This window comes from Leptospira abararensis (genome assembly GCF_016918735.1).
GTDB lineage: Bacteria > Spirochaetota > Leptospiria > Leptospirales > Leptospiraceae > Leptospira_A > Leptospira_A abararensis.
This window is the reverse complement of sequence record NZ_JAFFPR010000050.1, coordinates 219,745-243,579: the sequence shown is the minus strand read 5'-3', so window position 1 is coordinate 243,579 and position 23,835 is coordinate 219,745. Positions and strand designations below refer to the sequence as shown.

23 protein-coding genes are annotated in these 23,835 nt (G+C 39.8%); 13 read left to right on the top strand and 10 right to left on the bottom strand.

Annotation, left to right across the window (positions count from 1 at the left end):
• The first annotated feature begins 3 nt into the window (after window positions 1-3).
• Both JWG40_RS14760 and JWG40_RS14755 read left to right on the top strand, forming a co-directional pair.
• On the top strand, window positions 4-987 hold the full coding sequence (locus JWG40_RS14760; RefSeq protein ID WP_205286537.1) for a phosphotransferase: 984 nt from the start codon (window positions 4-6) through the stop codon (window positions 985-987).
• The gene (locus JWG40_RS14755; RefSeq protein ID WP_205286536.1) at window positions 984-1,706 is read left to right on the top strand and encodes an NTP transferase domain-containing protein; all 723 of its coding nucleotides are present in this window, start codon (window positions 984-986) and stop codon (window positions 1,704-1,706) included. Before JWG40_RS14760 ends, JWG40_RS14755 begins: the two co-directional genes overlap by 4 nt.
• On the opposite strand, the gene JWG40_RS14750 is transcribed toward JWG40_RS14755, so the two are convergent.
• On the bottom strand, window positions 1,692-3,035 hold the full coding sequence (locus tag JWG40_RS14750; protein ID WP_205286535.1) for a glucose-6-phosphate isomerase: 1,344 nt from the start codon (window positions 3,033-3,035) through the stop codon (window positions 1,692-1,694). The two genes, JWG40_RS14755 and JWG40_RS14750, sit on opposite strands and share 15 nt — an antisense overlap.
• A gap of 44 nt (window positions 3,036-3,079) precedes the next feature.
• Here JWG40_RS14750 and galK point away from each other — a divergent pair, with 44 nt between their 5' ends.
• Window positions 3,080-4,249, top strand: a complete 1,170-nt coding sequence (galK, locus tag JWG40_RS14745; RefSeq protein ID WP_205286534.1) for a galactokinase — start codon at window positions 3,080-3,082, stop codon at window positions 4,247-4,249.
• Entirely contained in the window at window positions 4,246-4,638 is a 393-nt protein-coding gene (locus tag JWG40_RS14740; protein ID WP_205286533.1) for an STAS domain-containing protein, read from the top strand. Before galK ends, JWG40_RS14740 begins: the two co-directional genes overlap by 4 nt.
• Here JWG40_RS14740 and mtnP read toward each other — a convergent pair.
• On the bottom strand, window positions 4,635-5,498 hold the full coding sequence (mtnP, locus tag JWG40_RS14735) for an S-methyl-5'-thioadenosine phosphorylase (protein WP_205286532.1): 864 nt from the start codon (window positions 5,496-5,498) through the stop codon (window positions 4,635-4,637). The genes JWG40_RS14740 and mtnP overlap by 4 nt on opposite strands.
• A gap of 92 nt (window positions 5,499-5,590) precedes the next feature.
• Between mtnP and JWG40_RS14730 the strand changes: the two genes are divergently transcribed.
• Genes JWG40_RS14730 through JWG40_RS14720 form a run of 3 tightly spaced genes read left to right on the top strand, consistent with a single transcriptional unit; the run spans window position 5,591 to window position 9,112 of the window.
• Complete coding sequence (locus tag JWG40_RS14730) at window positions 5,591-7,027, top strand: DUF4139 domain-containing protein (protein ID WP_205286531.1); 1,437 nt, start codon at window positions 5,591-5,593, stop codon at window positions 7,025-7,027.
• Entirely contained in the window at window positions 7,027-8,613 is a 1,587-nt protein-coding gene (locus tag JWG40_RS14725) for a phytoene desaturase family protein (protein WP_205286530.1), read from the top strand. Before JWG40_RS14730 ends, JWG40_RS14725 begins: the two co-directional genes overlap by 1 nt.
• A 37-nt stretch (window positions 8,614-8,650) precedes the next feature.
• A complete protein-coding gene (locus JWG40_RS14720) occupies window positions 8,651-9,112 on the top strand; it encodes a MarR family winged helix-turn-helix transcriptional regulator (protein WP_205286529.1) in 462 nt (153 codons plus the stop codon).
• A gap of 1 nt (window position 9,113) precedes the next feature.
• Here the strand turns inward: JWG40_RS14720 and JWG40_RS14715 are convergent, their stop codons facing one another.
• The gene (locus tag JWG40_RS14715) at window positions 9,114-10,382 is read right to left on the bottom strand and encodes a formylglycine-generating enzyme family protein (protein ID WP_205286528.1); all 1,269 of its coding nucleotides are present in this window, start codon (window positions 10,380-10,382) and stop codon (window positions 9,114-9,116) included.
• 94 nt (window positions 10,383-10,476) lie between these two features.
• On the opposite strand from JWG40_RS14715, the gene JWG40_RS14710 reads away from it, so the two are divergent.
• A complete protein-coding gene (locus tag JWG40_RS14710) occupies window positions 10,477-11,088 on the top strand; it encodes a hypothetical protein (RefSeq protein ID WP_015682589.1) in 612 nt (203 codons plus the stop codon).
• A 3-nt stretch (window positions 11,089-11,091) separates the two neighbouring features.
• Here the strand turns inward: JWG40_RS14710 and JWG40_RS14705 are convergent, their stop codons facing one another.
• Window positions 11,092-11,736 carry a hypothetical protein gene (locus tag JWG40_RS14705; RefSeq protein ID WP_205286527.1) on the bottom strand — a complete coding sequence of 215 codons (645 nt, stop codon included), beginning with the start codon at window positions 11,734-11,736 and terminating at the stop codon, window positions 11,092-11,094.
• A gap of 144 nt (window positions 11,737-11,880) precedes the next feature.
• Between JWG40_RS14705 and JWG40_RS14700 the strand changes: the two genes are divergently transcribed.
• Window positions 11,881-13,164, top strand: a complete 1,284-nt coding sequence (locus JWG40_RS14700) for a homoserine dehydrogenase (RefSeq protein WP_205286526.1) — start codon at window positions 11,881-11,883, stop codon at window positions 13,162-13,164.
• A 6-nt stretch (window positions 13,165-13,170) separates the two neighbouring features.
• Window positions 13,171-13,542 carry an STAS domain-containing protein gene (locus JWG40_RS14695; RefSeq protein WP_205286525.1) on the top strand — a complete coding sequence of 124 codons (372 nt, stop codon included), beginning with the start codon at window positions 13,171-13,173 and terminating at the stop codon, window positions 13,540-13,542.
• Here the strand turns inward: JWG40_RS14695 and hflX are convergent.
• Window positions 13,529-15,085 carry a GTPase HflX gene (gene hflX, locus JWG40_RS14690; protein ID WP_232369394.1) on the bottom strand — a complete coding sequence of 519 codons (1,557 nt, stop codon included), beginning with the start codon at window positions 15,083-15,085 and terminating at the stop codon, window positions 13,529-13,531. The genes JWG40_RS14695 and hflX overlap by 14 nt on opposite strands.
• Window positions 15,086-15,228: 143 nt before the next feature.
• Between hflX and JWG40_RS14685 the strand changes: the two genes are divergently transcribed.
• Window positions 15,229-17,106 (top strand): HEAT repeat domain-containing protein, encoded by a 1,878-nt coding sequence (locus JWG40_RS14685; RefSeq protein WP_205286524.1) that lies wholly within the window; start codon window positions 15,229-15,231, stop codon window positions 17,104-17,106.
• Here JWG40_RS14685 and JWG40_RS14680 read toward each other — a convergent pair.
• From JWG40_RS14680 to JWG40_RS14665, 4 genes are read right to left on the bottom strand one after another with little or no spacing between them, the layout of a single operon-like run.
• Window positions 17,093-17,494 carry a response regulator gene (locus tag JWG40_RS14680; RefSeq protein WP_205286523.1) on the bottom strand — a complete coding sequence of 134 codons (402 nt, stop codon included), beginning with the start codon at window positions 17,492-17,494 and terminating at the stop codon, window positions 17,093-17,095. The two genes, JWG40_RS14685 and JWG40_RS14680, sit on opposite strands and share 14 nt — an antisense overlap.
• 2 nt (window positions 17,495-17,496) lie before the next feature.
• On the bottom strand, window positions 17,497-19,386 hold the full coding sequence (locus JWG40_RS14675) for an ABC transporter ATP-binding protein (protein ID WP_205286522.1): 1,890 nt from the start codon (window positions 19,384-19,386) through the stop codon (window positions 17,497-17,499).
• Window positions 19,383-19,952: an anthranilate synthase component II gene (locus JWG40_RS14670; RefSeq protein ID WP_205286668.1), complete on the bottom strand. Its 570-nt coding sequence runs from the start codon at window positions 19,950-19,952 to the stop codon at window positions 19,383-19,385. Before JWG40_RS14670 ends, JWG40_RS14675 begins: the two co-directional genes overlap by 4 nt.
• Window positions 19,953-20,008: 56 nt before the next feature.
• On the bottom strand, window positions 20,009-21,175 hold the full coding sequence (locus tag JWG40_RS14665) for an acyl-CoA dehydrogenase family protein (protein ID WP_232369393.1): 1,167 nt from the start codon (window positions 21,173-21,175) through the stop codon (window positions 20,009-20,011).
• 123 nt (window positions 21,176-21,298) lie between these two features.
• Between JWG40_RS14665 and JWG40_RS14660 the strand changes: the two genes are divergently transcribed.
• On the top strand, window positions 21,299-22,042 hold the full coding sequence (locus JWG40_RS14660) for a YebC/PmpR family DNA-binding transcriptional regulator (RefSeq protein WP_205286521.1): 744 nt from the start codon (window positions 21,299-21,301) through the stop codon (window positions 22,040-22,042).
• A gap of 108 nt (window positions 22,043-22,150) precedes the next feature.
• On the opposite strand, the gene JWG40_RS14655 is transcribed toward JWG40_RS14660, so the two are convergent.
• Entirely contained in the window at window positions 22,151-22,396 is a 246-nt protein-coding gene (locus tag JWG40_RS14655) for a GlsB/YeaQ/YmgE family stress response membrane protein (RefSeq protein WP_205286520.1), read from the bottom strand.
• A gap of 127 nt (window positions 22,397-22,523) precedes the next feature.
• Here JWG40_RS14655 and JWG40_RS14650 point away from each other — a divergent pair, with 127 nt between their 5' ends.
• The gene (locus JWG40_RS14650; protein ID WP_205286666.1) at window positions 22,524-23,834 is read left to right on the top strand and encodes an EAL domain-containing protein; all 1,311 of its coding nucleotides are present in this window, start codon (window positions 22,524-22,526) and stop codon (window positions 23,832-23,834) included.
• Window position 23,835: the final 1 nt, after the last annotated feature.

Below are 23,835 nucleotides of genomic sequence, written 5' to 3'. Positions count from 1 at the left end.
TAAGTGTACCCTGGAATTAATGACTCACAATTAGAATTCATTTTTTCTCGTTATGGTAAAGATTGTAAAATTGAGCCATTACAAGAAGAAGCTTCCACGCGAAGATACTTTCGCATTACAACTTCTAACAGGAAAGAAGAAGTAACTTGTGTAGATGAAGATGTAAATGAAGATTTTATCATTATCTCTGAATTTTTAAATTCCAATGGAATTCATGTTCCAAAAGTTCTTGATATCAATCGAAATCTTGGGCTTACATTTATGAGTTTTGAAGGATTAAATGATTTTAGCACTTACAATTTAAATGATTATAAAAATAAATTTCCAATACTTATCGATTTAATTTTAAAACTCCAATTACTTGATCCACCTTCTTTAGTCAAAATCAGAAAATTTGATACCGAAAAACTTAGTTTCGAAACTAACTTAACTTTGGAAAAATTCGAAGGGTTTCGAAAACAATTTCAAATTAAAACAGAAATATCTAATGAAGCCAAAGCCTTTATTGAAGAAACTGTAGGTTACTTAAACAAATATCCTATTAACGTTTTTACTCACAGAGATTTCCATTGTCGCAATATCTTAATCACACCAAATACAGATTATGCTTTAATAGATTTTCAAGATGCTCGAATGGGAGTTCCCCAATATGATTTGGCTTCGATTTTATATGATGCCTACTATCCCTTACCTAGGGATTTTCGCTCCTTAATGCTCAAATCCTTTCGAGAAAGGAATGTAGACCAATCAAAAAAATTCAATGATACATTCTATCTACAAGCCTTACAGAGATCTTTTAAAGCACTCGGGACCTACTTTCGAATGGTGACAGACCATAAGAAAGATAAGTTCAAAATATCTATTATTTCTTGTCTCAATCAATTGGAAGAAATCATCCAATTGGGTATGTTTGCTGACTCACTATATATTTTTGTTCGAAGTCTACGAGAGGAACTCAGCCGACATAAGGATTTTAAAAATCTATGAAAGCTTTTGTTTTAGCTGCTGGATTTGGAAAACGAATGGAAACGCTTACGGAAAATTGCCCAAAACCATTGTTAAAAATCCAAGGAATATCACTTCTTGATTATAGTTTGTACCTTCTAAATGAATGGAAAACATCTAAAGTTTGGATCAACATACATTATTTAGGCGAAAAAATCAAAGATCATATTCAGAAATTCAAACAGTATCCTGTGGAAATATTAGAAGAAAAAGAAAAAATTCTGGGAACCGCCGGGGGAATTCGAACAGGGCTATCGGAAGATGATTTAGATGAACCTATTTTACTCGTTAATCCTGATACTTTATTTTTTCCAGATCCAAACTTTTCACCTAATGTGAGTTTAGCAAAAAATATCAAAATTCATTTGTATTTACTTCCAATACCGACCGACCAGTCCTATACAAAAATTGACATTGATGAAAGTGGATTCTTAAAGTTTGGAAACGGGTCTTATTATTATATTGGACTTGCAATCCTAAGTCCAAGCTGCCTCCAACATTTAGAAAAAAACAAATATTTTGATCTTTCCGATATCTTTAAAGAATGTGCAGAACGAAAAGAAATTACCGGAGAAGTATTCCCTGGCACTGTTCTAGATTTAGGAACGAAAGAACTCTGGGATTCTTACGCAACAAAAGATATTTTTGGAACGAATCTTTCCAAAATCCAATCCTTCCTTAAATCATCATATATGGCTTAGGATTTCTTGTTTTCGTTTTTCATATCCTTTTTTTCCAAGCAATGCAAACATATTGTTTTTATAATCTTCGACACCTGGTTGATCAAAGGGATTGACACCTAACATATAACCAGAAACTCCACATGCGAATTCAAAGAAATACAAAAGTTCTCCAACGGTTTCTTCATTTAATCCGGGTAATACGATTTCTAAACAAGGTACACCGCCATCTTTATGAGCGATGAGAGTTCCAAGCATAGCGCTCTCGTTTACTTCAGAAAGTTTTTTACCCGCTAAATAATTCAAACCATCACGATCGTCTGGTTTTTCAGTTAAATAAACATCCTGTTTGGGGGCTTCAATTTTGATGACTGTTTCCATAAGATGTCTTTCCCCATCTTGGATGTATTGTCCCATAGAATGCAGGTCGGTAGTGAATTGAACAGAAGCTGGGAAAATTCCTTTGCCGGTTTTTCCTTCACTTTCACCAAAAAGTTGTTTCCACCACTCAGATAAAAAAGCGAGAGCAGGAGTATAACTGACTAAAATTTCTGTTTTTTTGCCTTTTGCATAAAGACTATTTCGAATCATTGCATAGAGTGTGGCTATATTTCCGTCGGCAGCAGATTTTGTTTTCAATTCTGCCTCCATTAGTTTTGCCCCATCGATGAGTTTGTTGATACTGAAACCCGCAGCAGCAATCGGCAACAATCCAACAGGTGTAAAGACAGAATAACGGCCACCGACATCATCAGGGATCACAAAAGTGGGAAATCCATATTCATCTGCTAATTGTTTGAGCGCACCTTTTTGTTTATCAGTCGTAGCAAAGACACGATTTTTCACATTCTCTTTTCCATATTTGCGTTCTAAAAGAGAAAGTAACAAACGAAAGGCGATGGCAGGTTCCGTAGTCGTTCCTGATTTAGAAATCACATTCACAGAAAACTCTTTGTTCTCCAAAAATGCCAACAATCGCGAATGATAATCCGCATCCAAATGATGGCCTGCATAAATGATTTTTACAGATTTCTTTTGTGTTTCCGGAGCACTGAATTCAGGAGTTAAGGCCTCAATGACAGCTCTTGCTCCCAAATAACTTCCTCCAATTCCCACTACCACCAAATACTGTGAATGAGATTGGATTGTTTCTGCAGCGACCCGAACCTTTTGCAGTTCCTCGGAGCTAATTTTGTTTGGAAGATCTACCCAACCTAAAAACTCATTTCCGGGCCCTGTTTTTTGAAGCAAAGTTTGTCGGGCTTTTTCGGCATTTTCCAATTCTTTCTGAATCAAAGTTTCAGTCAGAAAAGATTTCGCAAATCTATCCGAAATTTTTAAGTTCGACATAACACCGATCCTTGAATAAAGTATAGCATCGAAAGGAAGATGAAGTGGATTCTTTAAGAAGTAAAGAAAATTTGAATCGATTTGAATCAATATTTGGAAAAACAAAACAGCTCCCACGTTTGTTCCAGGCACCTGCTAGAATCAATATCATTGGAGAACATGTAGATTATTTAGGGGGAATTGTACTTCCGGCCGCCATTGACTTTTTTGTACAAGTGTACCTTCGTCCAAATGAAACTTCCTCCTTCCATTTGCATTCAGTCACGTATAACGAAACAGTGGAGATAAAAAAACCACTCCAACAAAATCCAAAATCACCTTGGACAGATTATATTGCAGGAGTCATCTCTGAGATTGAAAAGAGAGGTCATTCAGTCCCAGGATTTGATTTATTAGTAGATGGAAATATCCCGCAAGGTTCTGGCCTCTCCTCATCAGCGGCATTTGAAGTAGTCACTGGCTATGCGATTACGGAAACTTTTGGACTTCCTATTTCTCGCGAAGAGATCGCCGTGATTAGCCAGAATGCGGAAAACCATTTTGTTGGAACCAAATGCGGAATCATGGACCAATTCATTATTGCTGTTGGCAAAAAGGATGATTGTATTTCCTTAAATACAAATACTCTAAAATATTCATACCACCACTTTAATTTGGGAAACCATGAGTTTTACCTTATTAATTCCAAGGTGAAACATAGTTTAAAAGACAGTGCTTATAACAAACGTAGAGAAGAATGCGAATCAGCTTTGGTAAAAATCAAGGCAAAGTATCCAAAATTTATGCATTTGTATGAAGTAAATCTTACAGATAGAGAAATAAATGACTGCCACCTAACAAATGACGAAATGAAACGAACCAAACATGTAACATCTGAACGTGAGAGAACCAAAATCGTAATCGAGGGTTTAGAATCGGGAAATTTCAAAGATGTTGGCTCGGCACTTTTCCAAACACATTGGTCCTTATCCAAAGAATTCGAAGTGTCTTGTCCCGAAACAGATTTCATAGTTGATTCTTTGCAGAGTTTAGGCGTCACTGGTGCCAGAATGATCGGTGGTGGGTTTGGAGGATGCGTACTCGTACTAGATATGAAAGACCATTTTTCCAAAATCGATGCAGTTTTAAAAAAAAGTTATCAACAAAAATTTAACGTTGAGATAGACTTCTACAAGTTTCAAATTTCGGACGGGGTAAAGGAAATTTCAATATGATCGAAAACTGGAGTGATTACACAGTTGAAAGTGGAGACTTCAAAATGGAAGTTCTCCAACAGAGATTTGTCCCCCTTCCAGAAACCGCTGTGTATTTTGAATTGTCAGGAGAAATCAACCTCTACAATTCACAAGTCATGAAAGAGAATTTGGAAATTCTCATATCCAAAGGGATCAACAACGTTTTTCTAAACTTTGAACAAGTCAGTTATATCGACAGTTCTGGCCTCGGTGTTTGTTTGGGGATTCATTCTAGGTTGATGAAACAAAAAGGATACATTCGTATCATCTCCCCTTCTGAAAAAGTTAGATACGTTTTAGAACTAACAAAACTTCGCAGCCTGCTCCAAGTTTTTCCCACTTTGGAACAAGCTGTAAGTTCAGATTAGAAGTAGGTAGGGAAAAGAAATTTCAATTTTTGTATTTGTTCTGGGTTCCTTTTTTCAGGAGCCGTCACCAAAGAAAACTTTGTACTTCCTACAAGACTTGTGTCATCCGACTTTCCTAAAAGGTCAATGAGAGCCGATAGTAACTTCTTAGCAGTTTCTGCATTTTTACTTAAGTTGCCTAAAACCATTTCCAATGTTACATGAGCTTCATCTTCTTTCCAACAATCATAGTCTGTAGACATACATACCATTTGGTAAAGGATCTCTGCTTCACGAGCTAGTTTTGCTTCTGGAAGAACTGTCATATTGATGATATCAGCACCCCAAGATCTATACATATGAGATTCTGCTCTTGTTGAGAAAAGTGGACCTTCCATACAAATCAAAGTTTTGTTGGAATGGATGGGAAGATTGATTTGTTTGGCAGCTTCCTCTACTTTTTTGCCAAGACCTGGAGAAAATGGATCGGCAAATGGAGCATGAGCTACCATACCATTTTCAAAAAAAGTGGAAGGCCGTGCTTTCGTGCGGTCAATGATTTGGGAGGGAATTACAAAATCTCTAGGTGCGATTTCTTGGCGTAAACTTCCCACAGAACTAAAAGCAATGATTTCTTCAACGCCTAACTGTTTTAATGCGGCAATATTTGCACGAGCCGGAACTTCGCTAGGATTTAGAAAATGTCCTTTTCCATGTCTTGGCAAAAAGGCTATTTCCTTTCCTTTAAACCGACCAATGGTGATTGTATCTGAAGGTTTGCCCCAAGGAGTTTCCGGGTGGATTTCTTGTATGATCTCCATTCCATCGATTGAATAAAGGCCTGTCCCACCAATGACCCCGATTTTTACTACATTTGCCATATGAATCCTCTTAAAGTGCAGTTTTCCCCTAACGATTTTGGTTGCATTCGTTTTTTACCTTCGCAGAGTATAGAATGCTCATGGGAGAATACATGAAATCCAAAATATTATCGATCGCCACTCTATCACTTTTGTTTTTTACCGCAGGTAACATCACATCCGATTCCGCTTTTGACATGTCGACTCAGTCAGATCGTAAATCAGTGAGTGTAACCATTTATAACGGAGGGATTGGTCTTGTTCGTGAAACTCGAACTTTGAATCTCTCGAAGGGAATTCGCACCTTACGGTTCGAAGATGTTCCCTCACAAATCATTCCACAAACTGTTAGAGTCAAAGGAGAGGATCCTAAAAAACTCACAGTCTTCGAACAAAACTATGAATATGATTTAATTTCTCAAGAACGTCTTATGGATAAATATATTGGGAAAGAAGTGACTCTTCATAAAGAAGGGAAAGAAAAAACAACTTCTGTTAAGGCTACATTAATCGCAAACAACGGAAGCCCTGTGTATAAAATTGGAGATGAAATTTCCCTAGGATATAATGGAAGGATTACGGTTCCTACCATTCCCGAAAACCTATTTGCGAAACCTACTCTTGTTTGGAAATTAAAGAACGATACAGAAAAAGAACAAACTTTAGAAGTTTCTTACCAAACCAATGGCCTTGGTTGGTCTGCTGATTACATTCTTGTTCTGGATAAAGATGAAAATCTTTGTGGCCTCAATTCTTGGGTTACGTTAAATAATAATTCAGGTGCGGAGTTTAAAAACGCAGTTTTACAACTTGTTGCAGGCAAAGTAAACCTAATATCCAATCAAGTTCCATCCTATGCAGTACAATCACGCACTGTGAAAAAAACAACGATGAAGGAGTATGATGAGTCTGCAGAAGCACCTGAGTTCAATCAGGAAAATTTATCTGAATACTATTTATATACATTGGACCAACCAACGAACATTGGATACAATCAAACTAAACAAGTCCAACTCTTCCAATCCGAAGGAATTGAAATCAAAAAGTATTTCGTTTTTGAAAATCTCCCCATGCATGAAGGAAATGAAAAAAATTTCAACAACGCAAACATCAAATACATCTTCAAAAATGCAAAGAAAAACAATTTAGGAAGACCACTCCCACAAGGAACTATTCGTGTTTTTAAAGCCGATTCCAAAGGCCGCCAGCAACTTCTTGGAGAGGATACAATTGATCACACTCCCGAAAATGAAGAAGTAAAAATTCGGACAGGCCAAGCTTTTGATGTGGTTGCTAATGGAAAACGACTCTCAAACGAAGTGTTCAAACTATCTCGCGGAGATAAATCCACTTACTCAGTCGAAATTCGAAACAGAAAAAAAGAAGAAATCGAAGTCAGGTTCTATGCAGGCCTTTGGGGAGATTGGAATATCACAAAATCCTCTCATAAATTTACAAAAGAATCAGCAACCAAAGCTTACTCCGACGTTCCCGTGAAAGCCAATGAAACAGTCACAGTGGAATATACTGTAGAGACTAAATACAACTAATGGAAAACAAATATGACGTAATCATTATCGGTTCTGGTATTGGTGGCCTAACGGCCGCCTCTATCCTTTCGCAAGTTGCTAAAAAGAAAGTATTGGTACTGGAACGTCATTTTAAGTTAGGTGGATTCACCCATACATTCAAAAGGCTAGGAAAATTTGAATGGGATGTCGGAATCCATTACATTGGCGACTTGGCGGAAGGGTCGATGTTACGAACTCTATTTGATTCCATCACCAGAAAAGGTGTGAAGTGGAACAAAATGGAAGAACCATTTGAGGTCTTTGATTACCCGGACTTTAGTTTTCCAGTTTATGGAGAAAAGGAAAGGTTTAAGTCAGACTTAAAAGAAAAGTTTCCTTTAGAAGCCCAGGCCATTGACCAATACTTCCGGGATGTGGAAACCTTTACCCAATGGTTTGGAAGGCATTTTACACTCAAAGCTTTGCCTTCCGTTTTTGAAAAGGCCGCCAAGTTTTTAAATCTAAACCATATCTCCACTCCCTATATTACAACCAAAGAGTATATGGACACGCATATTAAAGATGAAAACTTAAGAGCCTTACTTTGTTCCCAGTGGGGGGATTATGGGCTTCCTCCTTCCACTTCGTCTTTTGCCATCCATTCGATGATCGTCGCTCATTACTTTAACGGGGGTTATTTTCCGATTGGGGGATCTTCTAAAATTGTAGATTCGATTGAACCCATAGTTGAAGAAAACGGGGGAAGTTTAAAAATCCTCCATACAGTCAAAGAAATCCTTTTGGATGGGGGCAAAGCGATTGGTGTGAAGGTAGAAGTCCAAAAAGGAAAAACTTTTTCCGAACAGGAATTCTTTGCCGATGTGATCGTATCCGATGCCGGAGCCCACACTACCTACAATAAATTGTTACCCAAAGAACATTCCGTCTCTTTTCAAAAACCATTAGAATCTTTGAGTACACAAGGAACAACATCCATTACCCTTTATATTGGATTTAAGGAATCTCCGACTAAACTTGGATTCCACGGCGAAAACCATTGGATCTTTCCAGTCACGGATCATGACTCTTGTTATGCGAAAAGAAATGATTTGGTGAACGGAAATCCGCCGATGATGTATTTGTCTTTTCCTTCCTTAAAGAATCCAGAGGCGGAAGGGTTTACAGCAGAAGCGATCAGCTTTGCCGACTATTCTCTATTTGCCAAATGGAAAGACGAACCCTGGAAAAAGCGGGGTGAGGACTATACCAAACTCAAGGAAACGATCACAGAAGGGATGTTAGCTTTTTTGGAGGAACGATTTCCTGGATTTCGGGATCTCATTGAGTTCACAGAGCTCTCCACTCCCATCACAACGGAGTTTTTTACCGGACATAAAGAAGGCTCCATTTATGGACTTTCCTGTACACCGGAACGCTTTAAACAAGAATGGTTAGGTGTGAGGACAACTATCAAAAATCTTTACCTAACAGGAGCGGATGCCTGCTCTCCAGGTGTTGCCGGTGCTCTTATGGGTGGCGTTGCTGCTTCTTCCGTGGTTTTAGGACTTACGGGAACACTTCGGCTCATGAAAGATCTTTTCCAAAAGAGCCAAGAAACCGGTTGACATATACTTTAAGATTTGATAGTTTGATATTAAACTAATGGGAACAAAATTCAAAGGATCCAAAAAAGAAGTACAGGCTCTGGATGCGTTCATCAAACTGAAACGCGCTGCAGAATCTCTATCTTCCCGACTTATTTCTGAGTTTACTAAGTGGAATATCTCAGAAAGCCAGTTCGGTGTTTTAGAGACATTGTACCATTTGGGTCCCCTTTGCCAAAAAGATCTTGGGGACAAAATTCTAAAAAGTACAGGTAACATCACACTCGTGATCGACAACTTGGAAAAAAGAAGTCTTGTAGAACGTGTGCGCGGTGTGGAAGACAGAAGGTTTATTTCTGTCCACCTAACTGCAGAAGGAAAAAAACTCATCGAACAAATTTTTCCTGACCACGTAAAACGGATCACCTCCGAATTTGCAGTACTCTCTCCAGACGAACAGGAAGTCCTTGGAAAGATTTGTAAAAAACTGGGAAAAAGAAACGAGGTCCTAACTAAGTAATTTAGTCTCGATAGTCCATAACCAAACGAAATCCTGCTCGCCTATCTTCTGATAGGTTGGGAATTCCTCCATAAGACCTTGCACTTGCCGTAGAGTTCTTTGCCGAATCAGAATAAGAACCACCACGAACCACTTTATAAATTTTTCCAAAAGAAAAGTTTTTGATATGATGCCCAGGATACAATTGGTAATCACTGGAAGTCCATTCAGGTGCATTCCCACACATTCCTATGGCACCGTAAGGACTTTCTCCTTCCGTGGATAGTTCGTAGACAGACTGAGCCTTTCCAATCTTAGATTCTCTAGTATTACAATATAAAGAATCATATTCATCCCCAAAGGGATATTTCGTAGCAATGATTTGGTAGCCCAAGGTTTCGTCTCGATTGGTAAACTCGATCACACCCGGGCCCCTTGCCGCCTTTTCCCATTCCCATTCGGTAGGGATTCGTTTTCCTACCCAACTTGCATAACGCTCCACTTCACGATATGTAAGATGAACCACTGGAAAATCCCCTTCTCCTTCGGGATACTTTCCACCTATCCAATGGGGAGGGCTTTGTGTATTGGTTTGTTTTAAAAAGTATGCATACTCAGCGTTTGTGACTTCAAATTTATCAATATAAAAGGAGGGAATCTCCTTTAAGTTGGAAGGTTTTGGTTCTAAAAAGTAGGGATTGAAACTATCGGAAGAAGGATCAGTTCCTTGGCCGTAAAGAAAAAGACCGCGCGAAACAAGGACCATCTCTTTTCTATCTTTGGGATGAAATACCGTTTTTCTCGGCGGGGTAAATCTTCCTTTAAAAAAGGCATCAGGTTCTGTAAAAAAATCTTCTTCGATATAACTAGAAATATATGCATCTGTTGTAATCTCTTTCATTTTTGAACTGAGATCTGGTTTATAATCACCTACTAACACTACTTCAATGAACTGATTTTTTTTATTGATGTGTTTTTCTTCCCAAACCGTGTCACGAACAACAAGGACACCTTGTTTGAGATCAGTGACCTTTTGATACACCGGAAATTCCTTAGTATCGGCAAATAAAGATTTGATTTCCTTCAAAGAGAGTTTGGAGATTCGTTGGTTGCGGTAAATTCGAACTTTGATCCACAATCTGTTTTTATAAACACCAACCACTTCCCCTTTCCAGAGTTGGACTTTCTTTTTGGTTGTTGCAAAGGGTGATTCTTCCGAAGTTTCCTCTTGCGAAACAAGGGGTGCCATCGTGATCCCCAAAACGAATAGAATCAATAGTAGTTTTTTCATACTGTCTTTTATCATCATCGGCGTATTTTGCAGAAACCTTTTGATTGAAATTTCCTGTGCATGTATACAATCTGTGGGAAAGGGAAATGCCACATTGATCGAGTTTCAATACAAACGAGAAAAGGAAAACATCCTCATTTCCCTTAAAACGGATTCTACGCAAATTGGTACCTTCCACCGAATTGCTACGATCATTTATGCTCTGAAAATGGACATCCTTTCTGGAGAACTCAGTACGGTGATTGAGAAAGGAAGGGAATTTACAATCGATTCGTTCATTTTACAAGCAGATGGTGGTGATACTACCCAAGCCGCATTCAAACTGGGAATGATGATGGATTCCTTATTTTCCAAGAATACCAAGTTTGAAGAAATTTTAGAGAAGTTACAAATCCAAGAGCCGGCCGTTGCCACTTTCTTTCGTGAAACTCCGGAATTTATATTTAGCGATTTACCCGAACGGAATGAAACTTGTTTGTATTTGGAAAGTAGTGCAGGAAGGGGTTTGTTGTATTATGTTTCACGAATTCTGATGCAAAACCAAATCAACATTCGCAGTGCCACCATCGAAACAGACTTCGAAACAGGACGTGCCAAAGACAGTTTTTATTTGACCGATGTTTCGGGGAAGATGTTTGCTTCTTCTGATCTTGCGGACAAAATCAGAAGAGAAATTCTAGCCCCGATCCAATCAAACTCTCGTTAGAGATTAGTTTTTACAAAGAACCTTTAAGGAAGTAGCTTTATCCACTTTTGGAGCTTTTCCGTTGGAAAAACGGTAAGCCAAACCTGACTTCTTATCCACTTCAGTTTTAGTCCAATATTTCTCTTCGCTAGATTTGATCTCTTTGGGAGCAGTCGCAGCGAATTTTACTAGATCCTCTTTAGAAGGAACAACGCCACCAACAGATTTACAATATGCTGCAGCTTCAGACCATTTCTTAGAGGCAACTTTATCCACTAAAAATCCAGCAGCAGGCGCTTCTGTTTGTGCTTCCTCTACTTTTTTCTCCGGCTCTGCAGCTACTGGTTTAGTTTGAGCATCAGCAGGAACTGTTGCTACTGCTACTGGAGCTTTTGTTTTGAAGTATTTCACGTATCCTAAGTACCCGATGGCAAGAACTCCTGCCAAAACTAAAAATAGATAAACTCCATTTCCAGATTCTTTTGTACCGTGGGAAGATCCGTCGGAGTGAGATACCGGGGATTGAAGAGAAACTTGTGCTGACTCATCGTTTCTGAAGAGAGATGCGCTCTCGTTTCTTGTAGATTGTTTCTTAACCGTATTTGTTTTCTTAGCCGCTTTTTTGACAGCCTTCTTCTTAGCGGCAGATGATGATTTTTTCGTTGCCATAATGATAATCCTTATTGCCGAGACAATTCTAATTATAGTTATCACATGAAATCAGAAAAAGCTGAAGAACTTCTTCTCAAATTTGTTTTTTTTTAAAATTTTTTTAAGTGTGTTTCCTTTTCTCCTACGAAATCGTGATCCTAGATGAAAGAAGTTCGTATTGGTCTATTGGGTGCCGGAGTCGTCGGCACTAGCTTACTCCAACTCTTGGATAAAAACCGAGAAAAAATCCAAAATCATTATGGAATCAACTTACAACTAACGGCCATAGCCACTCGTAGTCCGGGAAAACTCCAAGGTAAAACGAACGTTCCAGTAACAGAGGATGTACTATCGGTTACAAATCGTTCGGATATCGATATGATTGTTGAATTGATAGGCGGGACTGACATGGCCTACAAAGCCGTTCGTTCTGCCTTGGAAAATGGCAAAACTGTCATTACGGCCAATAAGGCGTTGTTATCCGAAAAAGGCAGAGAACTGTATCCGATCGCTGAAAAAACCGGCGTTGAATTAGGATATGAAGCAGCTGTCGCCGGTTCCATTCCCATCATCCGCACTTTAAGGGACGGCCTCGCCTCTTGTGAATTTGAAGTCATCTGCGGAATCCTGAACGGCACTACCAATTTCATTTTAACAAAAATGGAGCAAGAATCTTGGGATTATTCCACTGCTTTAAAAAAAGCCCAAGAGTTAGGATTTGCGGAAGCAGATCCCACCTTTGATGTGGAAGGAATTGATGCCGGCCATAAAATCAGTTTGCTTGCAAGTCTTGCTTTTCGAGAGTACGTTTCGTTCGCATCCCTTTCGGTAAAAGGAATTTCTGACTTACAATCTTTAGATATCCAATCCGCATTGTCTCTTGGATACCGAATCAAACTTTTGGGAATCTCTAAACGAAGTTCGGCGGGTGTTCTGACGAAAGTGCATCCCACCCTTGTTCCTCTCGACCATCCACTCGCGAATGTGATGAATGAATCCAATGCAGTGTTTTATAAAACCAAAGAAGCCGATTCAGGAATGATCACAGGAAAGGGTGCTGGGGGAATGCCTACAGCAAGTGCGGTTCTTTCCGACATCATCTACTATGCTTCGAGGCTCGGAAGCCGTGACATTGCCAAAGAAAATAATCTTTTTCCAGAAGCGAAAGCATTCCCGGAACCAAACAATTTGGTCCGTTATTACCTTCGATTTTCCACAGTGGACAAACCAGGGGTCCTTGCGGAAATTTCTCAGATCCTCGGCCGTCATAATATTTCCATTGCATCCGTCCAACAGAAGGAGTCCACTTCAGAACCTGTGTCAGTGATTGTTGTCACTCATGCAGCTACTGAAGGAGAATTTCAAAAATCTCTGCAGGAAATTGATACTATGTCTGCCATCATCAAACAAAAAACTGTGGCCATTCGGCTTCTGGAAAAACTGTAACTCGCCATGGCGAATTTACAATTTCCATCTCTCGACCTAAAAACAGAATTCGTCGAGATCAAAGGTGAACGGGTTCTCGTGGTTTCCTTTGTCGGTCAAATCACCAATACCAATGCGTATGAAATCAATCGGAATATTTCGGTGATCTTTCGGGATGCGGTTTATAATATCATTTTGGAACTGACCAAACTGGAATACATCAATAGCATTGGGGTAGCGACACTCATTGGTATCATCAAAACTGTAGAGAGCAATCACGGCAAAATTCTGATTGGGGGTTTAAATCATTTTTTGGAAAACGTGATTCGACTTATGGATTTGCCAGGCAAAGTCAAAATCTTCCCTACGAAAAAAGAAGCAATCTCTAACTGGGAGTAGTAACTAAGGGTTTTTGTTCTTTTTTCTTCCAAATTTCGTCTTCGATTAGTTCTAGAAGTTGAGCGAGTCCCTCACGAGTGACTGCAGAAACAAGTAGGCTTCCATTTTTTTCAAAAGAGGCATGGGTCTCTTCATCGAGTCCATCAGCTTTGTTAAAAACCACCATCCTTGGAATTTCATTCAACTGTAAAGAATTGAGAATCGTGTCTACAGCTTCCATTTGTTCCGCATAGTTTGGATTTGTAGAGTCCACCACATGGAGGAGGAGGTCTGCATCCCCTAATTCCTCAAGAGTGGCTTTGAAGGCTTGGGAGAGGTCTGGCGGAAGGTCATGGATAAACCCCACGGTGTCGGAAATGATGATTTCTCTTTCTTCAGGAAAACGGATCCGCCTGGTTGTGGGATCCAGTGTTGCAAATAATTTGTCTTCTGCAATCACTGTAGAATTGGTTAAAGCATTGAGGAGTGTGGACTTACCGGCGTTGGTATAACCAACGATCCCCACAATAGGAATTTCATTTCTCGTACGGGCTTTGCGATTCAGCTCCCGTCTACGTTTTAGATCTTTGAGTTCATTTTCCAAACGAGTGATTTTTTCTTCCACTCGCCTGTTTCCAATTTCCAACTTAGTTTCCCCAGGCCCTCTCCCACCAATTCCCCCTGTTAGGCGACTCATATTGTCATCCAATTCAGAAAGTCTATTCTTTAGGTATTTGAGTTGGGCTAGTTCTACTTGGAGTTTTCCATCTCTCGATTTTGCATTTTTGGAAAAAATATCTAAGATGAGTTGGGTGCGATCGATGATTTTTAAATCACTGGCATCGGATATTTTTTTTGCCTGTGAAGGTGTGAGTTCTAAATCAAAGATTAAATGTTCGATATCTTTATGAACCGAAGTTAGAATGATCTCTTGTAATTTTCCTTTACCTACTACGGTTTTGGGATCGGGATCTCTTTTTTGGACATAGGTATCCACCACATGGATTCCCGCCGTGCGACAGAGCTCTTTCAGTTCTGCCATGGAATGGTCAGGCGAACGTTTCATTTTGCGTACATCATACACGCCCACAAGAAACGCTCTGTTTTCTTTTTGAGAGGTTTTGAGAGTAGAGGTTTTTTTTGTGAATTCGGATTCTAATGCTTCTACTTGCTCTAAGTACCCATACTTCAATTGGCCTGGATATTGTTTGGGAGAAAGTATCCACGGTTCTTTGGCTTCAGGATCTGGGTTAATAAAGGCCGAAAAAAAGAATTTAGGAATCCCGTCAGTTCCAACACAAGCGGCTGTAATGGAATCAAAACGGTTGAGGACAAGGTCCATCAGGTCTTCTTGGTTTAACGGGTGTTCTTTGAGATGTGTATGAAAGAGGCGAAGCCCGCGGAGTCTTGAATGAGCAACACGGTACCGATCCAAATGCGGAATTTCGATGGAGTGGTCATTTCCCACAATGAGATGTGTGACATAACCACTTCTCTCAATGAGCAGGCCTACCTGCCTACCAATTTCTACTGAAATCTCACCTACGAGCCTAGCTAGGTCCATAGATATGATAGAATCCTCTCGAAGTCGCCTTTCGGAGAGAGATTTTAACTTTTTTAGCTGGTTTGGCTTGAGACCAGCTAGATTGCCGCTAATTTTACTTATAGTACGTATCCGATATTCAAAGTATGGAAGTAGGCTATCAGATGTTTCAAAAGGGTCAAGACATAATTTGGAAGAGCAGTTTATGGGTGGTCCTTGTTTTATTGATAAGTTGTTCCACATCAAAACCTTACCAACTAACAGATATTTCACCAAAGTATAAAGAATACCAAGGAAGTGATTTAGATCCTCATAAATCAAAAGGTGTCATCATCCCGGTAACCAACAACCGCAAGTATGATGAATTTATCCAAGAGGCACACAAAGCCATTGCACTATTAGAATTTGCTGAGAACGTAGCTCTTCGTGCTGATAGCAAAAAAACGGTCGGCGAACCAGTCGATAAAGAGATGCAAGCTGCCGCCTATTTGGAAGAAGACCTCCCTCCGATCATAGCCAAACTTCCTGGGCTGATTCAAACCAACCAGGATTTGATCGATAGTACGCCGAATGATTTTGATGGACCGGCCATTGGTCGAGTGAGTTATGAATTAGGTAATATTTTAGATTCGCTAAAACAAAATAGTCCCAAAGCAATTGGAATTCACAATGCAATCCGTCATTTACGATCAGATTCAGGAAACTACAACCAAGGCAAAGATACAGCAGAGAAGGAAATAAAACCTGCAATAGATCCCGTTATCATAACAAATGAAATTGATACGGCAAAAAAAGTGGCGAAGGTGATTCCAAAAAAAATAGATACTACTCCCAAAATTTCCATCAAACGCCTGAATCGCAAAACGAAAGTTACAGGTAAAGCAAAAGTGGATGATCAAATTAATGAATTGGTCAAAAAGGAAGAGGAAGGAGTTCTCTCTGATGAAGAGAAAAAAGACAAAGAATATACAGAACAAATTCGTAATGGACTCGTTCAGGTATTCCAGTGGGAATATTACCGTAAACCCAAAAATCTAGAGAAAATTCTAGCAACACATCCTATTCCCCGGGTTCGTTCTGCAGCAGCCCTTGCTCTGGGTCGCCTCAAAGCAGGTCGTGTGAGTTTACAGAATGCTATTGATAAAGATGGATACCAAGTAAGACCTGCTGCTTACAAAGCACTTTCAGATCTTGGGGACAAACGATCCCTTTCCTATTTTATCGCAGGTACCAAGGCGGAAGATCCCGAAGTAATTGCTGTCAGTTACGAAGGACTCGGGAAAACAAAAGATCCAGCCGGTCGAGAAATGATCCTGACAACTGGTCTTGCTTCTGAGTATGTGGTGATTGTTTCTGGAGCACTCCGAGGGCTCGCTTATCACAAATTAGATGCTGATGTGGAAGTGTTTGATAAGTTTTTAAAATCCAACGAACAAGAAATCAAAGAAGCAGCCCTCGAAGCTCTTGCTATTCACGGAAGTCGGGAAAGTCTTAGAATTTTAGAACGAGTTGTGGCAGAGGAACCAAATCTGGCTCTTATGGCCGTAGACGAAATCAGCAAAAACCCATCTCTCTCTGCTACTTTTGCTCTCATTCGATTGAACGAATCCCAAACAGACGAAAAAATAAACAAACGAATCGGGGAATCTTTACTGAGACGAAAAGCCTTCGGTAAATATGCCATCATCCTCATTGAAGACGACTATCTCAGATCAGAACCTAACGAACGTTCGAGACCAGTATCTTATATCAAAAGTAAAGAGATTGGACTCATCCTTTCCGAAACAAAAAAGGAATTTGCCGTTCGGATTGGGGAAGATATCCTCACTGACAAATACATCCAAGTGAAAATGGAATCCACCCTTCCTGGAGCAAGGGGTGCATTCGTGACTGGTTGGGTGTTCTATCCAAAATTGGATATCATTGAAGTAAAACAATTGGGAAGCGATGGAAATTCGGGAAAGTATTCCAATCTAAAAAAAGGAAAACACAACAATCTCTTCAACCCAATCGAAGAGATTAAAGTTCCTAGAAAGGACTAGTTTTTCCTTTGGAGAGAACGGTGGGAACCCATTCCACCGTTCCTTGTTTGAGTGGCACTTTGGGAATCATCCAATGGAGGCCACAAAACCAAGGTAAAAACAAAGAAGAAAAAGGCATCACACCGAATACATCAAATCCAGTAGAGGCGATGACGAGAACACCCTTGTAATCGGATTTGTAAATTTTACGCATCATCCAAAGCCCAGAGGTTTGGGTTTCCATTGTTACATCAGAAACAATCATATCGTAATTTGGATTTTTAGAAAAAAGGACAAGGCCTTCTTTGGCATCCACTGCCCTGTCAGATGGAATATTTTTTGAATCAAAAAAGGATTTCAGATTATTCGCATAACGATCATTATCATCAACTATTAGAACTCTTTTCATATTTAGATCTCCGCATCGGCAAATTGACTATCGTATAATTTTTTATAAATTCCATTTTCTGCCAAAAGGGAATCATGATCCCCTTGTTCTTTGATCTCCCCCTCTTCAACCACAACAATATTTTTCACACGGCGCACTGTAGAGAGGCGGTGGGCAATGATAAAAGTAGTTCTATTTTTGAAGAGGCGCTCTAGCGCACGACTGACCAAACGTTCCGATTCGGCATCCAGGGCACTTGTGGCTTCATCTAGAATCATAATCTCCGCATTTCGTAACAAAGCACGAGCAATCACTAAACGTTGTCTTTGACCCCCACTGAGATCGAGTCCTCGAACCCCGATGACGGTGTCGTAGCCATTTTCCATTTTGGTAATGAAGTCGTGGGCGTTGGCGAGACGAGCAGCACGAACTACTTCCTTACGAGAAGCAGCCCCAGTCCCATAAGCGATGTTATCTGCAATGGTCCCATGGAAGAGAAAGATTTCCTGAGTTACAATTCCGATTTTTTTACGAAGTGAGATTAGGGAATAGTTACGAATATCGATTCCATCGATTCTAATTTTACCGGCTGTAGGATCGAAAAACCGGGGAATCAAATCCATCAGTGTTGATTTACCTGAACCACTGGTTCCCACAAAGGCATAAGTTTCGCCTAGTTTGATATCTAGGTTAATTCCTTTGAGGACTTCTTGATTGGTTCCGGGATAAGAAAAATGAATGTCATCGAACTGGATTCCTTTCTCTATTTTTTCGAGAACCGTTTCGTCTCCATGTTCTACCACTTCGGAATCCCGATCGATGATTTCAAAAATACGTTTCCCTGCTGAATTTGCTTGGGTAATTTTACCGACCATCTGCGAAAGTTGAGTGAGAGGACGAAGTAAAAATAACAAGGTAAGGAGAAAGGCCATAAACTCCCCTTGTGTGAACTTACCCGAGTAAATGAATTTAGCACCCATAGCAAAATACCCGAGAACTACAATGGAAGATGTCAACTCCACAAGACTCGGTGCCATTTGTAAGTAAAACTGTCCTTTGAAAGTCCGGCGGTATACTCTATAGTTGATATGATCGAATTTTTTAAGATCTTGATTCTCTTGGCGAAAGGTGCGGATGACCTTAATCCCGGATATGAATTCTTGGATATGGCTATTTAAGTCGGCGATTTTTTCTTGGAACCGAGCAGTCGAGGAAGAAATTTTTCTAGTGAAAAGTGTTACCGGCAATATCACTACCGGAATCGTAAGACAAGCTAAGACTAATAATTCTGAATTTAGATAAATAAGAATCATTAGGTGCGTTAAAACATAAAAAAAGTTAATCACCGCATCACGTAAGTTACTCGAAATGACCGCAGCTACAATTTCTGCATCGTTAATGACACGACTCATGATAAGACCGGTTTTTTCTTTATAAAAATAAGTGAGAGGTAACCTTTGGACTTTTTGGAATAACTCTTGGCGAATGTCTCTCACCGCTTTATAACCGGCGGTGGCAATACAATAGACAGATAAAAGATAAGTTCCGAGTTTTAGTAGATAAAGCGGAAAAACAGCAATACAAACGGCCCAGACCACTTCCTTAGGTTCCATGTCGGCTGTGAACTCGTTGATTTGGAGTTTTGCTGAGATGATCACACGTTTGATACGTTCGAGCCCATCCAAACTATCCGCACCGAGTAATACTTCCTGCACTAAGATTGTTTTTTCTGGTAGGGTCAAATCCAAATGAAAACGATTGTTTTTATCCCCACCTAACGAATCAAAGAGAGGGATAAGGGCTGTAAGAGATATACCATTTAGAACCGCTGTTAAAAGTGCAAATACCAAACCCAGAACAAAACGTTCTCGGTAATGCACAGAATAGGACAGTAGTCGTAAAAAATATTTCATTGGATTACTTCCTCATAGAAGTTACGGAGTAAGGTTTCCCCATGTTCGGTGAGGATAGATTCTGGATGGAACTGAACCCCAAAGACCTGATTCCATTTTCTGTGACGAATTCCCATTATGACTCCATCTTTTGTTTCGGCTGTCACTTCCAATTCGCTCGGAAAAGCAACTTTCGAAACCGACCAAGAATGGTAACGGTTTGCTAAAAAGCCATTGGGAATGTTTTTAAAGATACCTTCGCCATTGTGAAAGATTTCAGAAGGCCTTCCATGAAACACATCGGCTGTTTGTACCAAATTGGCTCCAAACATTTCTCCGATGGCTTGGTGGCCAAGGCAAATCCCAAGTATCGGCATTGTCTCATACATTGAATCTAAATGTGACATGAGTTTTCCTGAAGTTTTAGGAAGGCCGGGTCCAGGTGACAAAACAACTGCCTTGTATTTTTTTTGTAAATCCAGAGGTAAGTCTTCATCATGCCGCATGACAGTAGTTGGTATGATTTGGTTCAGGTATTGGTACAGAATATAGGTGAATGAATCGTAGTTGTCGATGAGAAGGAACATACTAGGAGAGGACAAGTGGAGTAAACTTTTGATTCCACCTGTCCTAAATCCAATCTTTACGCGTTAGGAGTTTCGATCCCAACCCCGTCATTGAGAAATTTGGATATGATCACACGTTGGATTTGTGAAGTACCTTCGTAGATTTGGAAAATTTTAGCATCGCGCATTAATTTTTCTACAGGGTATTCTTCGTTAAATCCGTAACCACCAAAGATCTGAACTGCATCTGTAGTGACACGCATAGCCATATCGGCACAAAATACTTTTGCGATGGATGCTTGGTATGTGTTCCTGTATCCGCTATCAATAAGCCAAGCAGATTGCCAACAGAGTAGTCTTCCCGCTTCAATGTCACGAGCCATTTCGGCGATCATAAAACTAACACCTTGGTTGACAGAAATCGGTTTTCCGAACGCATTACGAGTGTTTGCATAACGAATGGAATGATCAAGGGCCGCACGAGCCACACCAACAGCTCCAATCGCAACGGCTGGACGAGTTTTATCAAAAGCACCCATAGCAATTTTGAATCCGTCCCCTTCTTTCCCGATCATGTTTTCTTTGGGAACTTTTACATCTTCGAAGGTAACACCGCGAGTGTCGGAACAACGTTGTCCCATATTTTTTTCTTTTTTACCGATAATGATTCCAGGAGTTTTGGCATCTACGATGAATCCAGTCATACCTTTGTGGCCGGCATTTGGATCTGTTTTTGCTAAAACAAAAAACCAGTCTGCATGACCTGCATTTGTGATCCACATTTTGGATCCATTGATGATGTATTCGTCGCCCACACGTTTTGCAACCGTGCGAATTCCGGCTACGTCAGATCCTGCCCCAGGCTCTGTTACTGCATAAGCAGCAAGAGTGAAGGTTTCCGACATTGGTTGGATGAATTTTTTCATTACATAGTCATCAGCCCCGAGTAGAACAGGCGCTAATGCAAGATTGTTTGCAAGGATGGCAGTTGCCATTCCGGAACAACCATAAAACAACTCTTCTGAAGCGATGAGTTCGTCCAAAACACCGAGGCCTGCACCACCGTATTCCGCTGGGATGTGCATATTCATAAGGCCTACGTCAAAAGCTTTTTTTAATACTTCTTTCGGATATTCACCTGTGTGGTCATGGTGTTCCGCCTTTGGAATCATTTCATTTTTGGCGAAATCTCTCGCTAAATCGCGGAGGGCTTTTTGTTCATCGGTGATGGAAAAGTCGATCATGGGTAGCCTTATTGATGTTTTTTTACAGTACTTTGGAATTTTCTCTCTGAGTCAAGAAACTAGGGCGACTTAAATCTGTTGAAAAATCTTTTGAATCCAAAATCCTAGCCATGGGAGAAAACAATGTCAGGACACTCGAAATGGGCGACGATTCGAAGAAAAAAGGGAGCCATTGACGCCAAAAGAGGCGCCATCTTTACAAGGATTGCCAAAGAAATTTCCGTAGCAGCCAAAGATGGTGGTGGAGACCAAGAAGGAAATCCAAGACTTCGCCTTGCTGTTACAAAAGCAAAAGCTGCCAATATGCCAAAGGACAACATCGAACGTGCCATCAAAAAAGGTACCGGTGGTTTGGAGGGCATGGTCTATGAAGAGTGCCTGTACGAATGTTACGCACCTGGTGGTGTTGCGATTATGGTGGATGTACTAACCGATAAAAAATCGCGAACGACTCCTGAGATTAAAAGTATTCTAACGAAATTAGGTGGGTCGCTTGCCAACGCAGGTGCCGTTTCTCGTCTATTCGAACGAAAGGGCCAACTCACCCTAAAGGCAGATCAAATTTCCGAAGAATCTCTCTTTGATTTAGCACTGAGTGCTGGCGCTGAAGACATCCAAGTCAATGATGGGATGTATGTGGTACTCACAACTCCTGCAGAATATGAGGCAGTCCAATCCGCTCTTTCTACCAAGGGATTGAATATGGAAGAATCGGAAATTAAATACATTCCGATGACAACTGTCGAAGTGAACGATAAAGAAACCGCTGAGAAAGTAATGAAGCTGATTGAAAACTTGGAAGCCAACGACGACGTGCAAGGTGTGAGCTCCAACTTTGAGTTAGGTGACGGGGTAGAGTTAGATTAAAATTTTTCTCCCAAAGACAGGGACGAGTTATGTCGCCCTGTCTGCATCTGATTTGTATCTCCTTTGCTCACTACTGATGTTAGCGCAGAAAAATCCAAATTCGTCGGTTTATCTTTTTTTGATCAATCCTGCGATGAAGATCAGTAAAATGGCCCCAATCACCGCCACAATAAGCTCGGCAATGAGTCCATAAGAGCGAAAACCTAAGAGTCCAAATAGAATTCCACCTAAAAAGGAACCCACGACACCAATTACCAAATTGGCAATCAGTCCAAATCCTCTTCCACGTAAAATACGACCTGCAAGCCAACCTGCCGCAAGACCAATGAGTAAAAACCAAATAAAACTAAACATAAGTTACTATCCTTGTTGCCTTTTCTTTTGAATTCTCATAAATTTACAAGAAGTCGTTAGAGAATCAATTCATATACGAAGGCTACATTTGAAAAATCAACTTTTAACAGGTCCTTATTATTTTGGTATGAAGGACTTAGATGTGTTCAAAAAACATTTTATTCAAGAGAACCAAGGGAAACCTCTCTTTCTCATTCGTTTTGAAAACGTCAGCGGTATTGATCTAACTGATTTTTTGGACCTACTTCGAACGGAGTTTTATACCTGTTTAGATTTGGAAGATATCTGTTTCGGATTTCATTATATAGAAAAACAAAACATTTTAATTATGGGAATTTCACCGCTCTTTGAGTGGGACATTGAAAGATTCCCTAATATCGAAAATGCTGTCGGTAAATTCCAACAGCAATGTATGCAAAATAAAACGGCTTCTTTTCACTTTGGAGTTTCAAGAACCCAATCCAATTTTATTTCTGACAGTGATGAAATCTATAATGAACTCTATAAATCTTCGGAAAAAAATCTAAACGATAACTTAGTTCGTTGGAGTTGGACTTACTACAATAAAGCCAATACCTATATTTCTGGATCAGTTCATGAGGCCATGATCCAACCCACTGTGATCTTCAATCCAAAAGACAAAACATATTCTGTCAAAGGTGGAGAAGTGTTTTTGGGTGGCGGGGCCTATATTGGCTATAAAGATTTAATCAATGACATTCCTTCTGACCAAGACCTAAACAGGATTGAACTTTTAATTTTAGAAAAACTCATCATTGCTTGTGAAGGGGCACCAGGACTTTTAAAATTCAATATTTCCCCTCAATCGTTGATTGATACTTTTTCCCATGCAAACCGTGTGGATCGATTGAAAAAACTAATTCAAAACAAAGACCTACTTCCAGAAAATATTCGTTTTGAATTAGTCGAAAAACCGTATGATGATTCCCATTATCCATTAAAGGATGTATGTCATGCTTTTTATTCGCATGGAATGAGTTTTGCGGCGGATGACTTTGGCGTCAAAAGTCAGTCTCACCAAATTGTTTTGGATCTTGGGATTATGATCAAAGAATTCAAATTAGATCCGATCAGTTTTAAATTCAAAATTGAAGAAGACCAGATTAAATTTTTAGATAACTTAGCTTTTATTGATTATTGCAAACGTCTTGCTGATAACAGAGAGGCGGTAATCACAGCAGAAGCAGTTGAGGATTATGATACCTTACGTTTCCTTATGGAACATCAAATTTATCAATTCCAAGCAAACATACTTTTTGGTAAAATGACAATTTCTGATTACAAAAGGGATTTTGAACTTCTTCATTCGATTCACGAAGATGTGGTCAAAGAAGTATTGACAGATAAAATTTTGTCAGAAAAACAAAAGAAAGTCGGGAATTTGTTTCGAGTGGCTTCGGAAGAGGGTTTGATTTAAA